General features: G+C 70.7%; 13 protein-coding genes. 7 read left to right on the top strand and 6 right to left on the bottom strand.

All coding sequences use genetic code 11. The features are described 5' to 3' along the window. Positions 1–62 precede the first annotated feature (62 nt). A complete protein-coding gene (locus ACZ4VW_RS11805) occupies positions 63–1,409 on the bottom strand; it encodes a YibE/F family protein (RefSeq protein WP_467961090.1) in 1,347 nt (448 codons plus the stop codon). Between the two features lie 212 nt (positions 1,410–1,621). Between ACZ4VW_RS11805 and thiC the strand changes: the two genes are divergently transcribed. Then, positions 1,622–3,397 carry a phosphomethylpyrimidine synthase ThiC gene (thiC, locus tag ACZ4VW_RS11800; RefSeq protein WP_467961088.1) on the top strand — a complete coding sequence of 592 codons (1,776 nt, stop codon included), beginning with the start codon at positions 1,622–1,624 and terminating at the stop codon, positions 3,395–3,397. A 164-nt stretch (positions 3,398–3,561) separates the two neighbouring features. Further along, positions 3,562–4,956 (top strand): VWA domain-containing protein, encoded by a 1,395-nt coding sequence (locus tag ACZ4VW_RS11795; RefSeq protein WP_467961086.1) that lies wholly within the window; start codon positions 3,562–3,564, stop codon positions 4,954–4,956. 16 nt (positions 4,957–4,972) lie between these two features. On the opposite strand, the gene ACZ4VW_RS11790 is transcribed toward ACZ4VW_RS11795, so the two are convergent. The 3 genes from ACZ4VW_RS11790 to ACZ4VW_RS11780 form a co-directional block, all read right to left on the bottom strand. Continuing rightward, positions 4,973–5,818, bottom strand: a complete 846-nt coding sequence (locus ACZ4VW_RS11790; protein ID WP_467961084.1) for a hypothetical protein — start codon at positions 5,816–5,818, stop codon at positions 4,973–4,975. 159 nt (positions 5,819–5,977) lie between these two features. Beyond that, complete coding sequence (locus ACZ4VW_RS11785; protein WP_467961082.1) at positions 5,978–7,315, bottom strand: metallophosphoesterase; 1,338 nt, start codon at positions 7,313–7,315, stop codon at positions 5,978–5,980. 285 nt (positions 7,316–7,600) lie between these two features. Continuing rightward, the gene (locus ACZ4VW_RS11780) at positions 7,601–8,707 is read right to left on the bottom strand and encodes a LacI family DNA-binding transcriptional regulator (protein ID WP_467961080.1); all 1,107 of its coding nucleotides are present in this window, start codon (positions 8,705–8,707) and stop codon (positions 7,601–7,603) included. A 378-nt stretch (positions 8,708–9,085) separates the two neighbouring features. On the opposite strand from ACZ4VW_RS11780, the gene hisC reads away from it, so the two are divergent. Continuing rightward, positions 9,086–10,183, top strand: a complete 1,098-nt coding sequence (gene hisC, locus ACZ4VW_RS11775; RefSeq protein WP_467961862.1) for a histidinol-phosphate transaminase — start codon at positions 9,086–9,088, stop codon at positions 10,181–10,183. A gap of 33 nt (positions 10,184–10,216) precedes the next feature. On the opposite strand, the gene ACZ4VW_RS11770 is transcribed toward hisC, so the two are convergent. Continuing rightward, on the bottom strand, positions 10,217–10,597 hold the full coding sequence (locus ACZ4VW_RS11770) for a cyclophilin-like fold protein (protein ID WP_467961078.1): 381 nt from the start codon (positions 10,595–10,597) through the stop codon (positions 10,217–10,219). Between the two features lie 207 nt (positions 10,598–10,804). On the opposite strand from ACZ4VW_RS11770, the gene ACZ4VW_RS11765 reads away from it, so the two are divergent. From ACZ4VW_RS11765 to ACZ4VW_RS11750, 4 genes are read left to right on the top strand one after another with little or no spacing between them, the layout of a single operon-like run. Further along, entirely contained in the window at positions 10,805–12,313 is a 1,509-nt protein-coding gene (locus ACZ4VW_RS11765; RefSeq protein ID WP_467961076.1) for a cytochrome ubiquinol oxidase subunit I, read from the top strand. An 18-nt stretch (positions 12,314–12,331) separates the two neighbouring features. After that, positions 12,332–13,336, top strand: a complete 1,005-nt coding sequence (cydB, locus tag ACZ4VW_RS11760) for a cytochrome d ubiquinol oxidase subunit II (protein WP_467961074.1) — start codon at positions 12,332–12,334, stop codon at positions 13,334–13,336. Between the two features lie 5 nt (positions 13,337–13,341). Continuing rightward, on the top strand, positions 13,342–16,896 hold the full coding sequence (gene cydD, locus ACZ4VW_RS11755; protein ID WP_467961072.1) for a thiol reductant ABC exporter subunit CydD: 3,555 nt from the start codon (positions 13,342–13,344) through the stop codon (positions 16,894–16,896). 20 nt (positions 16,897–16,916) lie between these two features. After that, entirely contained in the window at positions 16,917–18,626 is a 1,710-nt protein-coding gene (locus ACZ4VW_RS11750) for a sensor histidine kinase (protein WP_467961070.1), read from the top strand. A 140-nt stretch (positions 18,627–18,766) separates the two neighbouring features. Here ACZ4VW_RS11750 and ACZ4VW_RS11745 read toward each other — a convergent pair whose 3' ends face one another. Continuing rightward, positions 18,767–19,627, bottom strand: coding sequence for a Cof-type HAD-IIB family hydrolase (locus ACZ4VW_RS11745; RefSeq protein WP_467961068.1), 861 nt, complete (start codon positions 19,625–19,627; stop codon positions 18,767–18,769). Positions 19,628–19,673 lie beyond the last annotated feature (46 nt).

Raw genomic sequence — 19,673 nt, 5'->3', positions numbered from 1 at the left:
CGGGCGTCTCTTCCGCCCCGGGCGTCTCTTCCGTCGCAGGGAACGACGCCCGAGGCGGTCGATCACTTCGCCCGGCGGCGGCGCCCACCCCTGGCCGCGCGCTTCTCCGGCGCGAGGCCGCCCGGCCGGTCGGCGGAGACCACGAGGGCGGCCAGCGCGGTGGTCACCGGGACCGACGCGACGAGACCGATCGATCCCACCAGCGTCCGTACGATCTCCTCCGCGACCAGCTCGCTGTTGGCCACCGTCCCCACACTGCTCTGCGCGATGGAGAAGAGCAGCAACAGAGGCAGGGCCGCACCGGCGTAGGCGAGCACCAGCGTGTTCACCACGGACGCGATGTGGTCGCGGCCGATCCGGATCCCGGCCCGGTAGAGCGCGCGCGGGCCCATCCGGGGGTCGGCCTGGTGCAGCTCCCACACCGCCGAGGTCTGGGTCACCGTCACATCGTCGAGGACACCCAGCGAGCCGATGATGATGCCCGCGAGCAGCAGGCCGGACATGTCGATCTCCGGGTACAGGCCATGGATCAGGCCCGTGTTGTCGTCCGTGTTGCCGCTCAGCGACGCCCAGCCGATGAAGACCGAGCCGAGCAGCCCGATCAGCAGCAGTGAGATCAGGGTGCCGAGCACCGCCACCGAGGTACGGGCCGACAGGCCGTGGCACATGTAGAGCGCGATCAGCATGATCGCGCTCGATCCGACCACCGCGACCACCAGCGGATTCGAGCCCTGAAGAATCGCCGGCAGGATGAAGAAGGTCAGGATCAGGAAGCTCAGGGCGAGCGAGATCAGCGCCATCACGCCGCGCATCCGGCCGACCAGCACGACCACGATCGCGAAGATCAGGGCGAGGACCGTCAGCGGAACCTTGCGGTTCACGTCCGTCACCGAATACTGCAGATCGCGCGGGGCGTCGGGGGCGTACGCCACCACCACGCCCTGCCCCTCGTCCAGTTGACGCGGCGCGTCCGGCTGCACGATCTCCGTGAACGTGCGGCCCTTGTCGGGGCCGTCGGTGACCTCGACCGTCGCCTTCTCGCACGTCGCCTGCTGGGCGTTGACGGCCTCCCGGCCCTGGGGGGTGGACGTGTCCCCGGTCGGCGGGACCTGGGCGGCGTTCACGTCCTTGCAGTCGACCTGCTCGACCGCGACGACCTTGCCCTGGAAGGTCTGCCGGTCGAAACCGACTCCGGTGCGCTCGTGCTCCGGGGCGCCTCCCGGCCACAGGACCGCGAGACCGACCACCACGGCCGTGGCGAACGGGATCAGGACGGCGGCGATGACTCTGCGCAGATGACGGGAGACAGGCGCGGCAGGCCCGTGGCTGTGGGCGTGGCCGTGCCCGTGGCCCGCGTCGCCGTGTCCGCCGTGGCCGTCGGGTTCTGGGGTCTGCTGCGAGGAAGTCACCGACCGATCATCGCAAGAACGATGGGGGCCCACTGTTCAGCACGGCCGGATTGACGCTAGCGTGGTGGCACCTTTGCACACGCGGGAGCTCGGAGCACCGGGCTGAGAGGGCGCTGATCACCGTACGCGCGTACTGGACGTACGTACGGGAGGAGGCTGCGCCGACCGCCGAACCTGTTACCGGGTAATGCCGGCGTAGGGAGATCGGTCTCATGACCATTCAGGATGCACGCACGCCTGCCACCAGCCAGGACGAGCGCAAGCCGGGCTGGCACAAGGGGTACATCGAGGGCTCGCGCCCCGACCTCCGGGTGCCCGTCCGACAGGTGCACCTCACCAACGGCAAGGACGTGACGCTCTACGACACGTCCGGTCCGTACACCGACCCCACCATCGACACCGACGTACGGCGGGGCCTCCCGCCGCTGCGCGAGAACTGGATCATCGGCCGCGGCGACACCGAGGAGTACGCGGGCCGGCCCGTGCGCCCCGAGGACGACGGCATCAAGCACACCTCGCCGCGCGGTGGTGGGCTGAAGAACCTCGACGCGGTCTTCCCCGGCCGGCCCCGGCTGCCCCGCCGGGGCCGTGACGGCCAGGCGGTGACCCAGCTCGCGTACGCCCGCCGGGGCGAGATCACTCCGGAGATGGAGTACGTCGCGATCCGGGAGAACGTCTCCCCCGAGGTTGTACGGGAGGAGATCGCCGCGGGTCGCGCGGTGCTCCCGGCGAACGTGAACCACCCGGAGATCGAGCCGATGATCATCGGCAAGCGGTTCCTGGTGAAGGTCAACGCCAACATCGGCAACTCCGCGGTCACGTCCTCCATCGAGGAGGAGGTGGAGAAGATGACCTGGGCGACCAAGTGGGGCGCGGACACGGTCATGGACCTCTCCACCGGCCGCAACATCCACACCACCCGCGAGTGGGTGCTGCGCAACTCCCCCGTGCCGATCGGCACCGTGCCGCTCTACCAGGCGCTGGAGAAGGTCGACGGCAAGGCCGAGGAACTGACCTGGGAGATCTACAAGGACACGGTCATCGAGCAGGCCGAGCAGGGCGTCGACTACATGACGGTGCACGCCGGCGTGCTGCTGCCGTACGTCCCCCTGACCGCCCGCCGCAAGACCGGCATCGTCTCGCGCGGCGGTTCGATCATGGCCGCCTGGTGCCTCGCGCACCACAAGGAGAACTTCCTCTACACGAACTTCGAGGAGCTCTGCGAGATCCTCGCGACGTACGACGTGACGTACTCGCTGGGTGACGGCCTGCGCCCCGGTTCGATCGCGGACGCCAACGACGCGGCGCAGTTCGCGGAGCTGAAGACGCTCGGCGAGCTCAACACGATCGCGAAGCGCCACAACGTGCAGACGATGATCGAGGGCCCGGGCCACGTCCCGATGCACAAGATCAAGGAGAACATCGACCTCCAGCAGGAGATCTGTGAGGAGGCGCCGTTCTACACCCTCGGCCCGCTGACGACGGACGTCGCTCCGGCGTACGACCACATCACCTCCGGCATCGGCGCCGCGATGATCGCCTGGTGGGGCACGGCGATGCTCTGCTACGTCACGCCCAAGGAGCACCTGGGCCTGCCCAACCGCGACGACGTGAAGACCGGCGTCATCACGTACAAGATCGCGGCGCACGCGGCCGACCTGGCCAAGGGGCACCCGGGGGCGCAGGAATGGGACGACGCGCTGTCGGACGCGCGGTTCGAGTTCCGCTGGGAGGACCAGTTCAACCTGGCGCTGGACCCGGACACGGCCCGTGAGTTCCACGACGAGACGCTGCCGGCGGAGCCCGCGAAGACCGCGCACTTCTGCTCGATGTGCGGTCCGAAGTTCTGCTCGATGAAGATCTCGCAGGACATCCGGCGTGAGCACGGCGGCGATCTCGCGTCGGAGGAGATCGAGGCCGGGATGGCGGAGAAGTCCGCGGAGTTCGCGGCCGCGGGCAACCGGGTCTACCTGCCGCTGGCGGACTGACCGGGAGAGTGAGCTGACCGGCCGACGGCTACGGGGGCGTCGTCGGCCGGTCGCGTTCGGGGCTGCCGGTCGGCACGGCCGGTGAGCCGAGTCGGCGGATCCGCCGTTCCGGATGAGGGGGCGAATGAGGTCCCATGGCGCCGCGGACTGGGCAGACTGGCGTCATGACAGCGAGTTCCCTCAGCAAGGGCGCCAATCTTCCCGTCGGCTCTCCCGTGGTGCGTGCCGTGCTCTCCTGGACGGCGGGGCGGGGAGTACCGGACAGCGACGCCTCGGCGCTGCTGCTCACCGAGGCCGGACGGGTGCGGGACGACGGTGACTTCGTCTTCTACAACCAGCCGAGACACGCTTCCGGGGCCGTACGCCATCTCGGGAAGCGGCAGGCCGTGGGCGGGACGTCCCGGACGGCCGACGAGACGACCGACACGATCGAAGTGGATCTGGGGGGACTGGAGCCCGCTGTCGACCGCGTCGTCCTGTGTGCGTCGGCGGACGGCGGGACGTTCGGGCAGGTGCCCGGACTGACTCTGCGGCTGGTCGACGCGGGCACGGAGAGCGAGATCGCCCGGTTCGAGATGACCGCCACGACGGAGACCGCGTTCATCGGCGGGGAGTTGTACCGCCGATCGGGGCAGTGGAAGTTCCGCGCCGTCGGGCAGGGGTACGCCTCCGGACTGGCCGGACTCGCCACCGACTTCGGGATCAGCGTCGACGAGGAACCGGAGCCTGAGCGGCGGCCGGCTCCCGCATCCGTTCCGGCCGTCCCAGCAGCTGCGCCCGCGGCTTCCGGGCCGCGTTTCGAGAAGGATGTGGAGCGCCTGCCTGTCGACATGCGCAAGCGCTTGTCGCTCCGCAAGGAACAGGTCGCGGTGAGCCTGCGCAAGCACGGTGCGGAGGGGATCACGGCCCGCGTCATCCTCGTCCTCGACGCATCCGGCTCCATGGCGTCCTTGTACTCGAGGGGTGTGGTGGCCGATGTCGTCGAGCGCATGGCCGCCGTCGCCGCGCAACTGGACGACGATGGCGAGATGCAGGCCTGGACCTTCGCTTCGAACGCGGTGCGGCTGCCGGATCTGCGACTCGGCGAGCTGCCCGACTGGCTGCGGCTCCATGTCCGGGCGGGAGCGGTGGGCCTCTTCCGCCGCAGGAAGCCGCCGAAGGGGCTGGAGGCCGGCCAGATCGACATGCGGGACGTGGGCATCCAGAACGAGGAGCAGAAGGCGATCGCCCAGGTCCGCGCTTACGTCCGGGAGAATCCGGCGGCCGCCCCCACGCTCGTGCTGTTCTTCTCCGACGGCGGGGTGTACCGCAACGCGGAGATCGAGCGGGAGCTTCGGGACGCGGCGGCGGAACCGATCTTCTGGCAGTTCGTGGGCCTGGGGCGGGCCCAGTACGGAGTCCTCGAACGGCTCGACACCTTGGCGGGCCGGCTCGTGGACAACGTCGGCTTCTTCGCCGTCGACGACATCAGCACGGTTCCGGACCCGGAGCTGTACGACCGGCTTCTCTCCGAGTTCCCGTCCTGGATCACCGCCGCGGGCCGGGCCGGGGTCCTCTGAGCCGACCGGCCGGAGATCACTCCGGCCGCGGCTCCGGTGAGCTCAGGTCCGGCCCGGTGAAGTCGGGGCCGGTGAAGTCCGGGCTGCTGAACCGTGGGCGGGTGCCCGAGGCGCCCTCGCTCGGGCTGGAGAAGTTCGGTCCGCTGTAGCCGATCTTCGGGATGCGGTCCGTACGCTCCGTGCGCTGTGGGGGCAGGGGCGGAGCCGGGCGTGCGGCGGGGTCGGCCAGGGCCTCGCGGAGGAACGGCAGGATGCCCCGTTCCAGCAGGGCGGTGCGCCAGGCCTCGCGGGCCCTGGAGAGCTCGTCGTCCTGCCCGCCCGAGGCTCCCGCGGCCACTTCCGTGGAGCGGTTCCGCAGCGCGGTCATGAGGAGGCCGGCCGCCGCGCAGAGCAGACCCGCGGCGGCGACGGCCCCGAAGAACCAGCCCGCCGTCAGCAGCGTGTCGGCGAACACGAGCGTGGGGGAAAGCACCTTGAGAACGGCGCCGACCAGCAGGAATATCACTGCGGCCGTGCCCGAGAGCACGGGAGCGAGGACGGTGACGACCGCGACGATGCCCGCGCCCGGGCCTCCGGCCGCGCCTTCTCCGTCCGCCGCGAGAACGGCGTCCATCACGCTCGTACCGCTCGACGAACGGCCCTCCGCGCGGACCTTGACGAAGTGGTCGTACTCCACCGCCGCCGCCGCGGTGATCAGCGCTGTCGCGCTCAGGGCCATCGTGCGCAGCTGTTCGGACGTGAGCCGTTTCCCGATCTCGGCGAGATCCGGCCGGTCGTGCGCGTGACGCAGTGCATCGTCGAGGACGCGCTCGTACTCGGCACGGTCCTCGGTCAGCAGGTGCGGAGCCACGTTCATGTGCATCCCCCGATGCTCCGTAAGGCCGCGTTGTCCGTGGATGACGGGCAGTTGGGCGGAAACGGAGGAGAGCCTGCTACGGATGAGCCGATGGTATTGCGGTTACGGCACAGGGTGACAGGGGGTTTCCTGAAATCGACTTCCCCGGATGCGGAGGGTTATGCGTCAGCCATGCAGGGGGAGTTGGACGACCAGTAGCTTTCCGGCCATGGTCACTCCGCCGTCCATCGCGATCGCCAGACCGTCCGCGTACACGTGCGGGCCGTCGACGACCGGACCGGAGGTCTCCTCGCCGTCCTCGGTCCCGACCTGTCCCAAGAGGTACGGGATGGGGCTGTGGCCGTGCACGATCCGGCGGCCGCCGTAGGTGGCGAGCAGCTCCTGGACGGCCTGGGGGCCGCCGTCGTCGCGGAAGGCGAAGCGCTTGGTGAACTTCCGGAACAGGTCCCAGACCTCGTCGGCGTCGTTCCGGTTGATGATCTCGTGGACGGTCTCGTTGACGTCCTCGATCGTGCTGCCGTAGTCGAGGTAGGCGGTCGTGTCGGAGTGCACCAGGAGGTGCCCGTCCTCCTCCACGACGGCGTCGAGCCGGGACATCCACTGCAGGTGGACGTCCTGGAGGCGGTCCATGTCGTGCTTCTGGCCGCCGTTGAGCAACCAGGCGGCCTGGAAGGTGGCGGTGCCCGCGCCGGAGTTGACCGGGGTGTCGGCGAACCGCTTGGCCCCGATCAGGAGCAGTTCGTGATTGCCCATCAGGGCCTTGCAGTAGCCGCCGGCGGCCGCGGCCTCGGCGGACAGCCGCATGACGAGATCGATGACGCCGATGCCGTCGGGGCCGCGGTCGGTGAAGTCGCCGAGGAACCAGAGGCGGGCGTTGCCGGCGGCCCAGGAGCCGTTCTCGTCGATGAGGCCCTGCGCGTGCAGGGCGGCGAGGAGCTCGTCGAGGTAGCCGTGGACGTCGCCGACCACGTAGAGCGGCCCGGGGCCTTCGCCTGCGGGGCTCGGCGCGGGAGCCGGGACCGCGACCGGGTCGACCCGCACCTGCACCGTGTCGCCCCGGTTGATGACCGGCAGATCGCGCTCGGTCGGGGTGTAGCCCTCGGGCAGGTCCTCCTCGGGGAAGGCGTTGCCGGGGTGTCCGGTGGCGACGGCGACGATGGAGGACGCGCCGCCCGCGAGGGGGAGGTGGAGGGTGGGATCGAGCGGCCCGGCGGACGCGCCGTGCGCGGGGAGTGCGCCGGTCGGCTCGCCGAAGGTGCCGGTCGGCCCGGTGGGGCCGCCGGGAGTGCCGAGCGGCCCACCGGGTGTGCCCGGTTCGAAGAAGGTGCCGGCCGGACCGGCGGGGGCCTCGGGTTCGAGGTGTCCGCCGACCGGGCCACCGGGGGCCCCGGAAGGAGGCTCGCCCGCGTGGCCCTGCACGGGCACCCGGGCGTACGGCGGTACGCGGAAGTCACGCAATGTCGCCGTGCGCACCACGGGTTCCTGCCCGGCCCCCTGAGTCATCGACCCCTCCACCACCGTCGCGATGCCCTGCACATCGCGGACCGGCCTGGTCGGGGTGGTCCGCGGTGTCGTGCGCCCATCATAGGAATGAGGGTCCGCCTGTGTGACGCACCAGGGGTGGTGAATCCGGGTCCACTCCGGGTTCACCGGTTGTTTCGCCCGAATTGAGAAGGTCTAGGCCAGGGTCGAGGCCGGGCTCGGACCGGGTTTGTGCCCGGTCCGAGCCGGGCATCCGGCGCGTACCGGTCCTTCGCTGGTCCTCGCCGGCCCTTCGCTGATGCTGCGCTAGTCCTTCGAAGGTGACCTGGGCGGGCTGACTGTCGTGCGCGGCGAACGCCTCTGGGAGGACGTCCGCACGATGAGTTCGGTCGGTATGACCTGCTCGACCGGTCCGTCGGTGTCGTTCCCCTCGATGGCGTCGATGAGGAGCTGGACGACGGCCGTGCCGATACGCCGGGGTTTGAGCGAGAGTGTCGTGATGGGTGGTTCGGTGGTGGCGTAGACGGTCGACTCGCTGCAGCAGACCAGCAGCAGATCCTCGGGGACGCGCAGTCCGTAGCGGCGGGCGGCCGCCAGCAGATCGGTCCCGTTGGGGTCGAAGAGTCCGTAGACGGCGTCGGGTCGGTCGGGGCGGGCGAGCAGCCGGTCGGCCGCGACGGCGCCCGCGCACGGATCGTGCGCCGGATAGGCCTCGTAGACGGGGTCCTGTCCGACCCGCTCGCACCAGTTGAGGTACGCGGTGGTGGACAGGCGGGTGTACGTGTCGGTGGTCGTGCCGGTCAGCAGGCCGATCCGGCGGGCGCCGGCGGCCGCGAGATGGTCGAGGAGGTCGAGTACGGCGGCTTCGTGGTCGTTGTCGACCCATGCGGTCACCGGGAGGGTGCCGGCGGGGCGTCCGTCGGAGACGACGGGGAGGCCCTGGCGGACGAGCTCGGTGACGACCGGGTCGTGGTCGGAGGGGTCGATGACGACGGTTCCGTCGAGGGCGACGTTGGACCAGACGTCATGGCGGGAGGTGGCGGGGAGGATGACCAGGGCATAGCCGCGCGCGAGTGCGGCCGATGTGGCGGCTCTGGCCATCTCCGCGAAGTACGCGAATTCGGTGAAGGTGAAAGGTTCATCCCCGTAGGTCGTCACGGTCAGGCCGATGAGGCCCGATTTGCCGGTACGGAGCGTGCGGGCCGCTGCGGATGGGCGGTAGCCCAGCCGGTCTGCGACCTCGCGGACGTGGCGGCGGGTGGCGTCCGGGAGCCGGCCCTTGCCGTTGAGCGCGTCGGAGACAGTCGTGATGGAGACTCCGGCGGCTGCGGCCACGTCCCGGATGCCCGCTCGGCCCTGCCGGCTTCCCCGGGTCTGTGCCCGGCTCACCTGGTGCTTCCCTGCTGCTGTCATGGCGAGCCGATAGTAGGGCGAGGGCGGGTGGTTGGGCCGGTCGCATATGCACGCGTTGACAGGCACGTTTCTGCATGATCGAAAACACTCAATTGCCTTGGAAATCAAGGTAGTTGGGGGTGTGCAGGTGTGATCTATGGTTGTCGACGCGCATGGGCCTGCCTAGGGGGCGATGTCTCGAAGAGGTCTCAACTCACCTCTACGGGGGATGCGCGCCACGGCGCCCGCCACCGGCGCGCGCCACCCAGCCCCGCGCTCCCTCTCGTGTCCACAGCTTGTCCCACCTGTTGTCCACAGCCCATTCGCAGCGGAGGGGAATCCTCATAAGGTGAGGAGTATTGGTGGTACGGACGGTCGAGGAGGACCACAGTGAGCTCAGTGAGCGAGACCGGCGGGACGAGCGCGGGCAGCCCGAGGCTGCGCGCCGTGCTGGACGGCATCCCCACGTACAAGCCGGGCAAGCCGGCCGCCTCGGGTGGCCCGGTCGCCTTCAAGCTGTCCTCCAACGAGAACCCGTACCCGCCGCTGCCGGGGGTCATGGAGAGCGCGCTGGCCGCGGCCGCGACCTTCAACCGCTACCCCGACATGGCCTGCACCGGTCTGATGCAGGAGCTCGCCGACCGCTTCGGCGTCCCTCTCTCGCACCTGGCCACCGGCACGGGCTCGGTGGGCATCGCGCAGTCGCTCATCCAGGCGACGGCCGGCCCGGGCGACGAGGTCATGTACGCCTGGCGGTCCTTCGAGGCGTACCCGATCATCACGCAGATCAGCGGGGCGACGCCGGTGCAGGTGCCGCTGACCGAGGGCGAGGTCCACGATCTCGACGCGATGGCCGAGGCGATCACCGAGCGGACCCGGCTGATCTTCGTCTGCAACCCGAACAACCCCACGGGCACGGCGGTGCGCCGGGCCGAGCTGGAGCGTTTCCTGGACCGGGTGCCCTCCGACGTCCTCGTGGTGATCGACGAGGCGTACCGGGAGTTCGTCCGCGACACCGACGTGCCGGACGGCATCGAGCTCTACCGCGATCGCCCGAACGTGGCGGTGCTGCGGACGTTCTCCAAGGCGTACGGTCTCGCGGGGCTGCGGGTCGGCTTCGCGATCGCCCACGAGCCGGTGGCGGCGGCGCTGCGCAAGACGGCGGTGCCGTTCGGAGTCAGTCAGGTCGCCCAGGACGCGGCGGTGGCCTCGCTGCGGGCCGAGGACGAACTGATCGGGCGGGTCGGCTCGTTGGTGTGCGAGCGCGAGCGGGTCCACGCCGGGCTCGTGGCCCAGGGCTGGACCGTGCCGGACACCCAGGCGAACTTCGTCTGGCTGCGGCTCGGTGAGCGGACGATGGACTTCGCGGCGGAGTGTGAGCGGCACGGTGTCGTGGTGCGGCCGTTCGCGGGCGAGGGCGTGCGCGTCACGATCGGTGAGTCCGAGGCGAACGACCTGTTCCTGAAGGCGGCGGAGGGCTTCCGCCGGGAAGGCTGACCGACCGGGTGGAGCGTTGTCGGGGGCGGCCGGTCAGCCCTCGACGAGCTCGACGCGGATCGGGTCGCCGTCCCTGACGGTGGCCAGGACGCGCGGATCGCCGTCGAGCGAGCCCAGGAGGTTGCACGGGCTCGCGAGCCGGCATTCGGAGCCGCGCGATATCGGGGTGGGGCCGTAGGGGAGCGCGAGGGCGTCGCCCTCGGTCCAGAAGGCGACCGTGCCCGGCTCCACCACCTGCTGCGCGTCGGCCTCGACCGCAGTGGAGACCGGTGTGTCGAAATAGACCTCCTCGCCCCAGGTCCGGGCAGTGGAGGAGATCGGGAGAGCCCCCGCGAGCGCCTTGCTCGTGGGGGTTTCTTCGAGGGTGGCCGTGGTGTGCCCGGCCGGCCAGGAGATACGCATCCGAAGGGTCATGCCCCAGATTCAACAATATGTTGAAGGTCTGGGGAAGAGGTGACCTTCGAGTAGGGGACCCCCGGTCTTACGTACGGATTTCGTATGAGCCATAATGCTTGTGAATGTGAACGCGTTCACAAGCGTGTCACAGTTCATCCCGGGATGGGTGGGAATGAAGGGGCAGGCTGCCCCGCTGTGACCACGGCGATGTAAGGAGAAGACGACGTGGACCTCGCTCTGGCGCCAGAGACTCTGGCGCGCTGGCAGTTCGGCATCACCACCGTCTACCACTTTCTCTTCGTCCCTCTGACGATCTCCCTCGCCGCTCTCACCGCCGGCCTGCAGACCGCCTGGGTGCGCACGGAGAAGGAGAAGTACCTCAGGGCGACGAAGTTCTGGGGCAAGCTCTTCCTGATCAACATCGCGATGGGTGTGGTCACGGGCATCGTGCAGGAGTTCCAGTTCGGCATGAACTGGTCCGACTACTCGCGCTTCGTCGGCGACGTCTTCGGCGCCCCGCTGGCCTTCGAGGCGCTGATCGCCTTCTTCTTCGAGTCCACCTTCATCGGGCTGTGGATCTTCGGCTGGGACAAGCTGCCCAAGAAGATCCACCTGGCCTGCATGTGGATGGTCTCGATCGGCACCATCCTCTCGGCGTACTTCATCCTGGCGGCGAACTCCTGGATGCAGCACCCGGTCGGCTACCGCATCAACGAGGAGCGGGGCCGGGCCGAGCTCACCGACTTCTGGCTCGTGCTCACCCAGAACACCGCCCTCACCCAGTTCTTCCACACCATGACGGCCGCGTTCCTGGTCGGCGGCGCGTTCATGGTGGGCATCTCCGCCTTCCACCTGGCGCGCAAGAAGCACGTGCCGGTGATGCGGACCTCGCTGCGGCTGGGCCTGATCACGCTGATCATCGCCGGGCTCGGCACGGCGATCAGCGGTGATCTGCTCGGCAAGGTGATGTTCAAGCAGCAGCCGATGAAGATGGCCGCCGCCGAGGCGCTGTGGGACGGCGAAGCCCCCGCACCCTTCTCGATCTTCGCCTACGGAGATGTCGAGAAGGGCCACAACAAGGTCGCCGTGGAGATCCCGGGCCTGCTGTCCTTCCTCGCGAACGACGACTTCAGCTCGTACGTCCCGGGCATCAACGACGTCAACAAGGCCGAGCAGGAGAAGTTCGGGCCCGGTGACTACCGGCCGAACATCCCGGTCGCCTACTGGGGCTTCCGCTGGATGATCGGTTTCGGCATGGCCTCGCTGACACTCGGCATGCTCGGTCTCTGGCTGACCCGGAAGAAGTTCATGCTGGCGCCCGGGATGCGGACCGGTGACGACGAGGTGCCGAACCTGGTCCTGTTCAGGCGGCAGGCGCTCAGCCCGCGCCTGGCGAAGTGGTACTGGGTCGTGGCCCTCTGGACCATGCTCTTCCCGCTGATCGCCAACTCCTGGGGCTGGATCTTCACCGAGATGGGCCGCCAGCCCTGGGTCGTCTACGGCGTGCTGCGTACCCGGGACGCGGTCTCCCCCGGCGTCTCGACGGCTGAGGTCCTCACCTCGATGACCGTCTTCACCCTGCTCTATGCCGTGCTCGCCGTGATCGAGGTCAGGCTGATGATCAAGTACGTCAAGGCCGGACCGCCCGAGCTCGGCGCGGACGACCTCAACCCGCCCATGAAGATCGGCGGGGACCACCGCGACCCCGACCGGCCCATGGCCTTCTCGTACTGAGGCTCAGGAGATCGAGGCATGGAACTCCACAACGTCTGGTTCGTACTCATCGCCGTCCTCTGGATCGGCTACTTCTTCCTCGAAGGATTCGACTTCGGCATCGGCGTCCTGACCAAGCTGCTCGCCCGTGGGCGCTCGGAGAAGCGGGTGCTGATCAACACCATCGGTCCCGTCTGGGACGGCAACGAGGTGTGGCTGCTGACCGCCGCCGGCGCGACCTTCGCCGCTTTCCCCGACTGGTACGCGACGCTCTTCTCCGGCTTCTACCTGCCGCTGCTGATCATCCTGGTCTGTCTGATCGTGCGCGGCGTCGCCTTCGAGTACCGGGCGAAGCGGCCGGAGGAGAACTGGCAACGCAACTGGGAGCAGGCCATCTTCTGGACCTCCCTGATCCCCGCCGTGCTGTGGGGCGTCGTCTTCGGCAACCTCGTGCACGGCGTGAAGATCGACGCGCAGAAGGAGTACGTCGGCACCTTCGGGGACCTGTTGAACCCGTACGCCATCCTCGGCGGCCTGGTCACCCTCGCGCTCTTCACCTTCCACGGGGCGGTCTTCGCCGCGCTCAAGACGGTCGGCGACATCCGGGTACGGGCCCGGGCGCTCGCACTCAAGCTCGGACTGGCCACGGCCGTGCTCGCCCTCGGATTCCTCACCTGGACCCAGGCCGACTCGGGTGACGCCGGGAGCCTGGCCGCGCTGCTTGTCGCCGCCGTGGCGCTGGTCGGTGCGATCGGCGCGATCAAGGCGGGCCGCGAGGGCTGGTCGTTCGCGCTGTCGGGCATCACCATCGCGGCGGCGGTCGCCATGCTGTTCCTGACGCTCTTCCCGAACGTCATGCCGTCGTCGCTCGACCCCGCGTGGAGCCTTACCGTGACGAACGCGTCGTCGAGCCCGTACACGCTGAGGATCATGACCTGGTTGGCGGCGATCGCCACTCCGTTGGTGCTGCTCTACCAGGGGTGGACCTACTGGGTGTTCCGTAAGCGGATCGGCACCCAGCACATCGCCGAAGCCGCTCACTAGGAGGGATGTTTCACGTGAAACCGATCGACCCGCGTCTCCTCCGGTACGCCCGGGCCACCCGTCTCTTCCTGACGGCAGTGGTGGTTCTCGGCCTGGCCGGGGCGGCGCTGGTCGTCGCCCAGGCGATGCTCATCGCCGAGGTCGTGGTGGGGGCCTTCCAGAAGGGCCTGTCGGTTTCCGATCTGACCACGCCCCTGCTGCTGCTCGCCGGAGTGGCGGCAGGGCGGGGGCTTGTCTCCTGGCTGACCGAGCTGGCCGCCCACCGGGCGAGCGCGGCGGTCAAGTCCGAACTCCGGGGCCGACTGCTGGCGCACGCGGCCACCCTGGGTCCTGGATGGCTCAGTGGGCAGAAGGCCGGCTCGCTGGCCGCGCTCGCGACGCGGGGAGTGGACGCGCTCGACGATTACTTCTCCCGCTATCTGCCCCAACTGGGGCTCGCGGTGGTCGTGCCCGTGGCGGTCCTGGCGAGGATCGTCACCGAGGACTGGATCTCGGCGGCGGTCATCGTCGTGACCCTGCCGCTGATCCCCCTCTTCATGATCCTCATCGGCTGGTACACCCAGGCCCGGATGGACCGTCAGTGGAAGCTGCTGTCCCGGCTCTCGGGTCACTTCCTCGATGTCGTGACCGGGCTGCCGACGCTCATGGTGTTCGGCCGGGCGAAGGCGCAGGCCGAGTCGATCCGCGCCATCACGTCGGAGTACCGGCAGGCGACGATGAGGACACTGCGCATCGCGTTCCTGTCGTCCTTCGCGCTGGAGCTGCTGTCGACGCTGTCGGTGGCGCTGGTCGCGGTGGGCATCGGGATGCGGCTGGTCCACGGGGATCTCGATCTCTACACCGGCCTGGTGATTCTGGTGCTCGCACCGGAGGCCTATCTGCCGATCCGGCAGGTGGGGGCGCAGTACCACGCGGCGGCGGAGGGACTGGCCGCCGCGGAGGAGATCTTCGACGTCCTGCAGACTCCGGCGCCGGAACGCGGCGCGGGAGCCGTGCCGTCGACGGCGCGCATCGAGCTCGAGAACGTGACCGTGCGGCACGCCGGGCGCACGGAACCCTCGCTCGACGCGGCCTCGCTCGTCGTGGAACCGGGCGAGACGGTGGCCCTCGTGGGACCGAGCGGCGTGGGCAAGTCGACGCTGCTCGATGTGGTGCTGGGATTCGCGCCACCGACGGAGGGCGGCTCGGTTCGCGTCGGAGGCGTGGAGCTCGGTGCGCTGGACGTGGAGGAATGGCGCTCGCGGATCGCCTGGGTGCCCCAGCGTCCGTACCTCTTCGCGGGCACGATCGCCGAGAACGTCCGCCTGGCCCGGCCGGACGCCTCGGACGAGGCGGTACGGGAGGCCCTGCGGGACGCCGGTGCGGACGGGTTCGTCGCGGACCTTCCGGAGGGCGTCGGGACGCTGCTGGGCGAGGACGGCGCGGGCCTCTCCGCGGGACAGCGCCAGCGGCTCGCCCTGGCGCGTGCGTTCCTCGCCGACCGGCCGCTGCTTCTGCTGGACGAGCCCACGGCCGCGCTGGACGGTGAGACGGAGGCGGGCGTGGTCGACGCGGTCCGTCGTCTCGCCGTCGGACGCACGGTGCTTCTGGTCGTCCACCGTCCGGCGCTGCTCGCGGTCGCCGACCGTGTGGTGGAGATCGGGCGGACCGGGGCCGTGGACGCGACGGACACGGAACAGGCCGGCGGTTCCTCGTGGTCTCCCGCCTCCTCGGTGCCTGCGGTCGCGGTCGCGGTGACCGGCACGGAGGTGGCGGACGAGGAACCGGCCATGGCCGGACGTTCCGTCTTCGGGCGTGTCCGGGCCATGGCGGGGGAGCTCAGGGGGCGGATGGGGCTCGCCCTGCTGCTCGGGAGCCTGGCGCTGGGCTCCGCCGTCGGACTCATGGCGGTGTCCGGCTGGCTCATCTCACGGGCCTCCGAACAGCCGCCGGTGCTCTATCTGATGATGGCCGTCACGGCCACGCGCGCGTTCGGCATCGGGCGGGCGGTGTTCCGGTACGCCGAGCGGCTCGTGTCCCACGACGCCGTCCTGCGGATGCTCGCGGAACTGAGGGTGTCCGTCTACCGCCGCCTGGAGCGCATCGCCCCCGCGGGGCTGCGCGGCGCGCGCCGGGGCGACCTCCTCTCCCGGCTCGTCCAGGACGTCGACGCCCTCCAGGACTACTGGCTGCGGTGGCTGATGCCCGCGGGCGCCGCGGTCGTGGTCGGGGCCGGCTCCGTCGGGTTCACGGCCTGGCTGCTGCCCGAGGCCGGGGCCGTGCTCGCCGCGGGCCTGCTGGCCGCCGGAGTGGCGGTCCCGCTGCTGAGCGGCACCCTTGCGCGCCGGGCCGAACGACGGCTCGCCCCCTCCCGGGGCGCGCTCGCCGTCACGGTCCTGGACCTGCTGCGCGGCTGCGCCGAACTGACGGTCGCCGGGGCGCTGAAGGACCGTATCGAGCGGGCCAGGGCCGCCGACCGTGCGCTCACCTCCATCGCCTCCCGGCAGGCCGCCGCCACCGCGCTCGGGGCCGGGCTGTCCGCGCTCGTCTGCGGTGTGACGGTCGCCGCCGCCGCGCTCGTCGGCGTCCAGGCCGTACGGGACGGGCGCCTCGACGGTGTGGCGCTCGCCGTCGTCGTTCTCACCCCGCTCGCCGCCTTCGAGGCCGTCACCGGTCTTCCGCTGGCCGTCCAGTACCGCCAGCGCGTCAGGCGCAGTGCCGAGCGGGTGTACGAAGTGCTCGACGCCCCCGTACCCGTGCGGGAACCCGCGCGGCCCGCCGCACCGCCGCAGAGCCCCTTCCCGCTGGAGGTCGTCGGCCTCGCCGCCCGCCACGCGGGGCAGGAGCGGGAGGCACTCGCCGGTTTCACCCTCACCCTGGAGGCCGGACGCCGGGTCGCCGTCGTCGGCACCTCCGGCTCGGGCAAGACCACCCTGGCCCAGGTGCTGCTGCGCTTCCTGGACGCCGAGGCCGGAACGTACCGGCTCGGCGGGGTGGACGCGGCGGAGCTCGACGGCGACGACGTCCGTCGCTTCGTCGGCCTCTGCGCCCAGGACGCCCACACCTTCGACAGCACCCTCCGCGAGAACCTGCGCCTCGCGCGGCCGGGCGCCGACGACGACGAACTGCGGGCGGCCCTGGACCGGGCCAGGCTCCTCGACTGGGTGAACGGGCTGCCGGACGGCCTCGACACGCCGGTGGGCGAGCACGGCTCCCGGCTCTCCGGCGGTCAGCGGCAGCGCCTCGCGCTCGCCCGGGCGCTCCTCGCCGACTTCCCCGTCCTCGTCCTCGACGAACCGGCCGAGCACCTGGACCTGGCCACGGCGGACGCGCTCACCGACGACCTGCTGCGGGCCACCGAGGGCCGCACCACCGTTCTGATCACGCACCGGCTGCGCGGGCTCGACGCCGTCGACGAGGTGGTGGTCCTGGACGAGGGCCGGACCGTTCAGCGCGGTCCGTACGCCCAGCTCGCGCGGGCCGAGGGCCCCTTGCACCGGATGCTGGAGCAGGAACGCGAGAGCGACCTGCTCCTCGGCACGGGGAGAACGACACAGCGCCCGACTTTTCTCGCGAAATAGGACTTACTAGGCTCAACGTCATGACCGCCGCCGTGCCCGATCTCCCCGACCCCGTGGAAGCCGCGACCGAGGCCACCCGCAGCCTCCAGGGCCTGTCGACCGAGCTCACGGCACGGGTGCCGCAGCTTCTCGAAGCCATGCGTTCCGTCGGCACGGGCCTCGAACTCCACTCCACCCTCGACCGCATCTGCGAGACCGCGGCCGAGCTCACCGACGCCCGCTACGCCGCGATCGGGGTGGTCGACGAGGACGGCGAAGGGCTCTTCGACTTCGTCACCTTCGGCGTCGGCGAAGAGGTCGCCCACCGGATCGGGAGGCGCCCTGACGGGCATGCGGGACTGCTCGGCGCGCTGATCCACGAACCAGGGACGATCCGGCTGGCCGACCTGACCACCGACCCGCGCTCCGCCGGTTTCCCGCCGGGACATCCTCCGATGCGCACCTTCATCGGGGTCCCGATCCGGGTCCAGGGGGAGAACTTCGGCAACCTCTATCTCGCCGAGAAGAACGGCGGCGAGTTCAGCGACTACGACACCCACGTGGTCCGGGTCCTCGCCACCGAGGCGGGGATCGCCATCGGCAACGCCCGCCTCTACGAGGCCGCCCGCCAGCGAGAGCGCTGGATCGACGGCTCGGTCGCGGTCACCACCGCCCTGCTCTCCGGTGGGGACGCGGACGACGCCCTCGCGGTCGTCGCCGAGCAGGCCCGCAGACTCGCCGACGCGGCCGCCGGGATCGTCCTGCTTCCGGCCCGGGACGGCGGCCTGGAGATCGTCGCCGTCTCCTCCGACCGCCCGAGCTCCTCGCTGGGCGTGGTGATTCCGCCCGAGAGCGCGGTGACGGAGCGACTGCTGGAGGGCGAGGCGGTCTTCGTGGACGACGCCTCCGACGATCCGCGCATGATCAGCCGGCTGGCTTCCCCGTACGGACCGTGCATGCTGCTGCCCCTGCACAGCGGCGGCAAGGTGCTCGGCGCCCTCGCCATGCCGCGCGCCCGGGAAGGCAGGCAGTTCACGGAGACGGAGCGGACCCTGGCCACCCAGTTCGCGTCCCAGGCGGCGCTCGCGCTGATGATGGCCGACGCGCAGCGCGACCGGGAGCGGCTCGCGGTCTACGAGGACCGCGACCGGATCGCCCGCGACCTGCACGACCTCGTCATCCAGCGGCTCTTCGCCACCGGGATGATGCTGGAGAGCGCACAGCGCACGTCGGTCGTCCCGGCGGTGCGCGAGGGTGTCGGCAAGGCCGTGGACGAACTGGACGTCACCATCCAGGAGATCCGTACCGCGATCTTCGCGCTTCAGCAGGAGCCCGCCGAGGCGCCGTCCGGGCTGCGCACCCGCGTGCTGCGGGAGATCAACATGGCCGCCGTGCCGCTGGGCTTCACCCCCGCGCACCGCTTCCTGGGCGCGATCGACTCGACGGTCGGCGACCTCACCGGCAAGAACCTGATCGCCGCCCTGCGCGAAGCCCTCTCCAACGCCTTCCGGCACGCCGCGGCGAGTCGGATCGAGGTCGTCGTCGACGCGGGGGCGGAGCTGCCGGACGGCGCCGCCGGGGTCCGGCTGTCGGTGGCCGACGACGGCGTGGGCCTCCCGGAGGGCGGGCGGCGCAGCGGGTTGCGGAACCTGGCGCGGCGCGCGGAGTCGCTCGGCGGGTCGAGCTGGTGCGGCCCGGGGATCGGCGAGGACGGCGGCGGTACGACGGTGGTGTGGCAGGCCCCGCTGTAAGCCCTCGGCGGGGCGGGCAGGCCCCGCTGTAAGCCCTCGGCGGGGCGGGCAGGCCCCGCTGCAGGCCGCCCGGCGGGGTGGGCCCGTCGGGTGCCGGCCCGCCCGGGGCCTCGGTCGGGCGTGGTCTCCGGATCGATGCGTCAGTCGTCGTCGATCGTGCCCGCGAGGATGCGCTCGATGACGACGGCCACGCCGTCCTCGTTGTTGGCGACCGTACGGCCGGAGGCGGCGGCGATCACATCCGGGTGGGCGTTGCCCATCGCGTACGAGCGGCCGGCCCAGCCGAGCATCTCGATGTCGTTGGGCATGTCGCCGAAGGCGACGACCTCGTCGGCGGAGATGCCCCGCTCGGCGCAGCAGAGCGCCAGGGTGGACGCCTTCGAGACGCCGAGGCCGCTGATCTCCAGAAGCGCCGTCGGGCTGGAGCGGGTGAACGAGGCCAGATCGCCCGCGGCCGCGCGGGCCGTGGACAGGAAGGCGTCGGGGTCGAGATCCGGGTGCTGGGCGAGCAGCTTGAGCACCGGCGCGGCGGCGCCGGGCTCCTCCTCGAAGAGCAGCTTCTCCGCGGTGGCGATGGTCGCCCCCGGGTCGAGGAAGAAAGGCGGGTACTGCGGCTCGTAGTGGATGCCCGAGGTGAGCTCGACCGCGAACGAAGTGCCGGGCGCTGCGGCGCGCAGTGTCGTCACGACCTCGAGCGCGACGGCCCGGTCCAGCGGGCGTACCTCAAGGAACGTTCCCCCCGCGTGCAGATCGACCACGGCCGCACCGTTCGCGCAGATCGCGAGGCCGTGGCCGTGGACGTGGTCGCTGACGACGTCCATCCAGCGCGCCGGGCGGCCGGTGACGAAGAAGACCTCGATTCCGGCCTGCTCGGCGGCGGCGAGCGCCGCGACCGTGCGCTCCGAGACGGACTTGTCGTCGCGCAGCAGTGTGCCGTCGAGGTCGGTGGCGATCAGCCGGGGGGCCGGGGCGGCGGGGCGCGGGGAGTGGGGTGAGGTCACCGATCCATTCTTCCGTACCGCGTGCACGGGCGTGCGAGGGGGCGCA

Source organism: Streptomyces sp. NPDC029139 (assembly GCF_055564335.1).
Note: the sequence above shows the minus strand (reverse complement) of the source record. Positions and strands in the feature narration are given on the sequence as shown.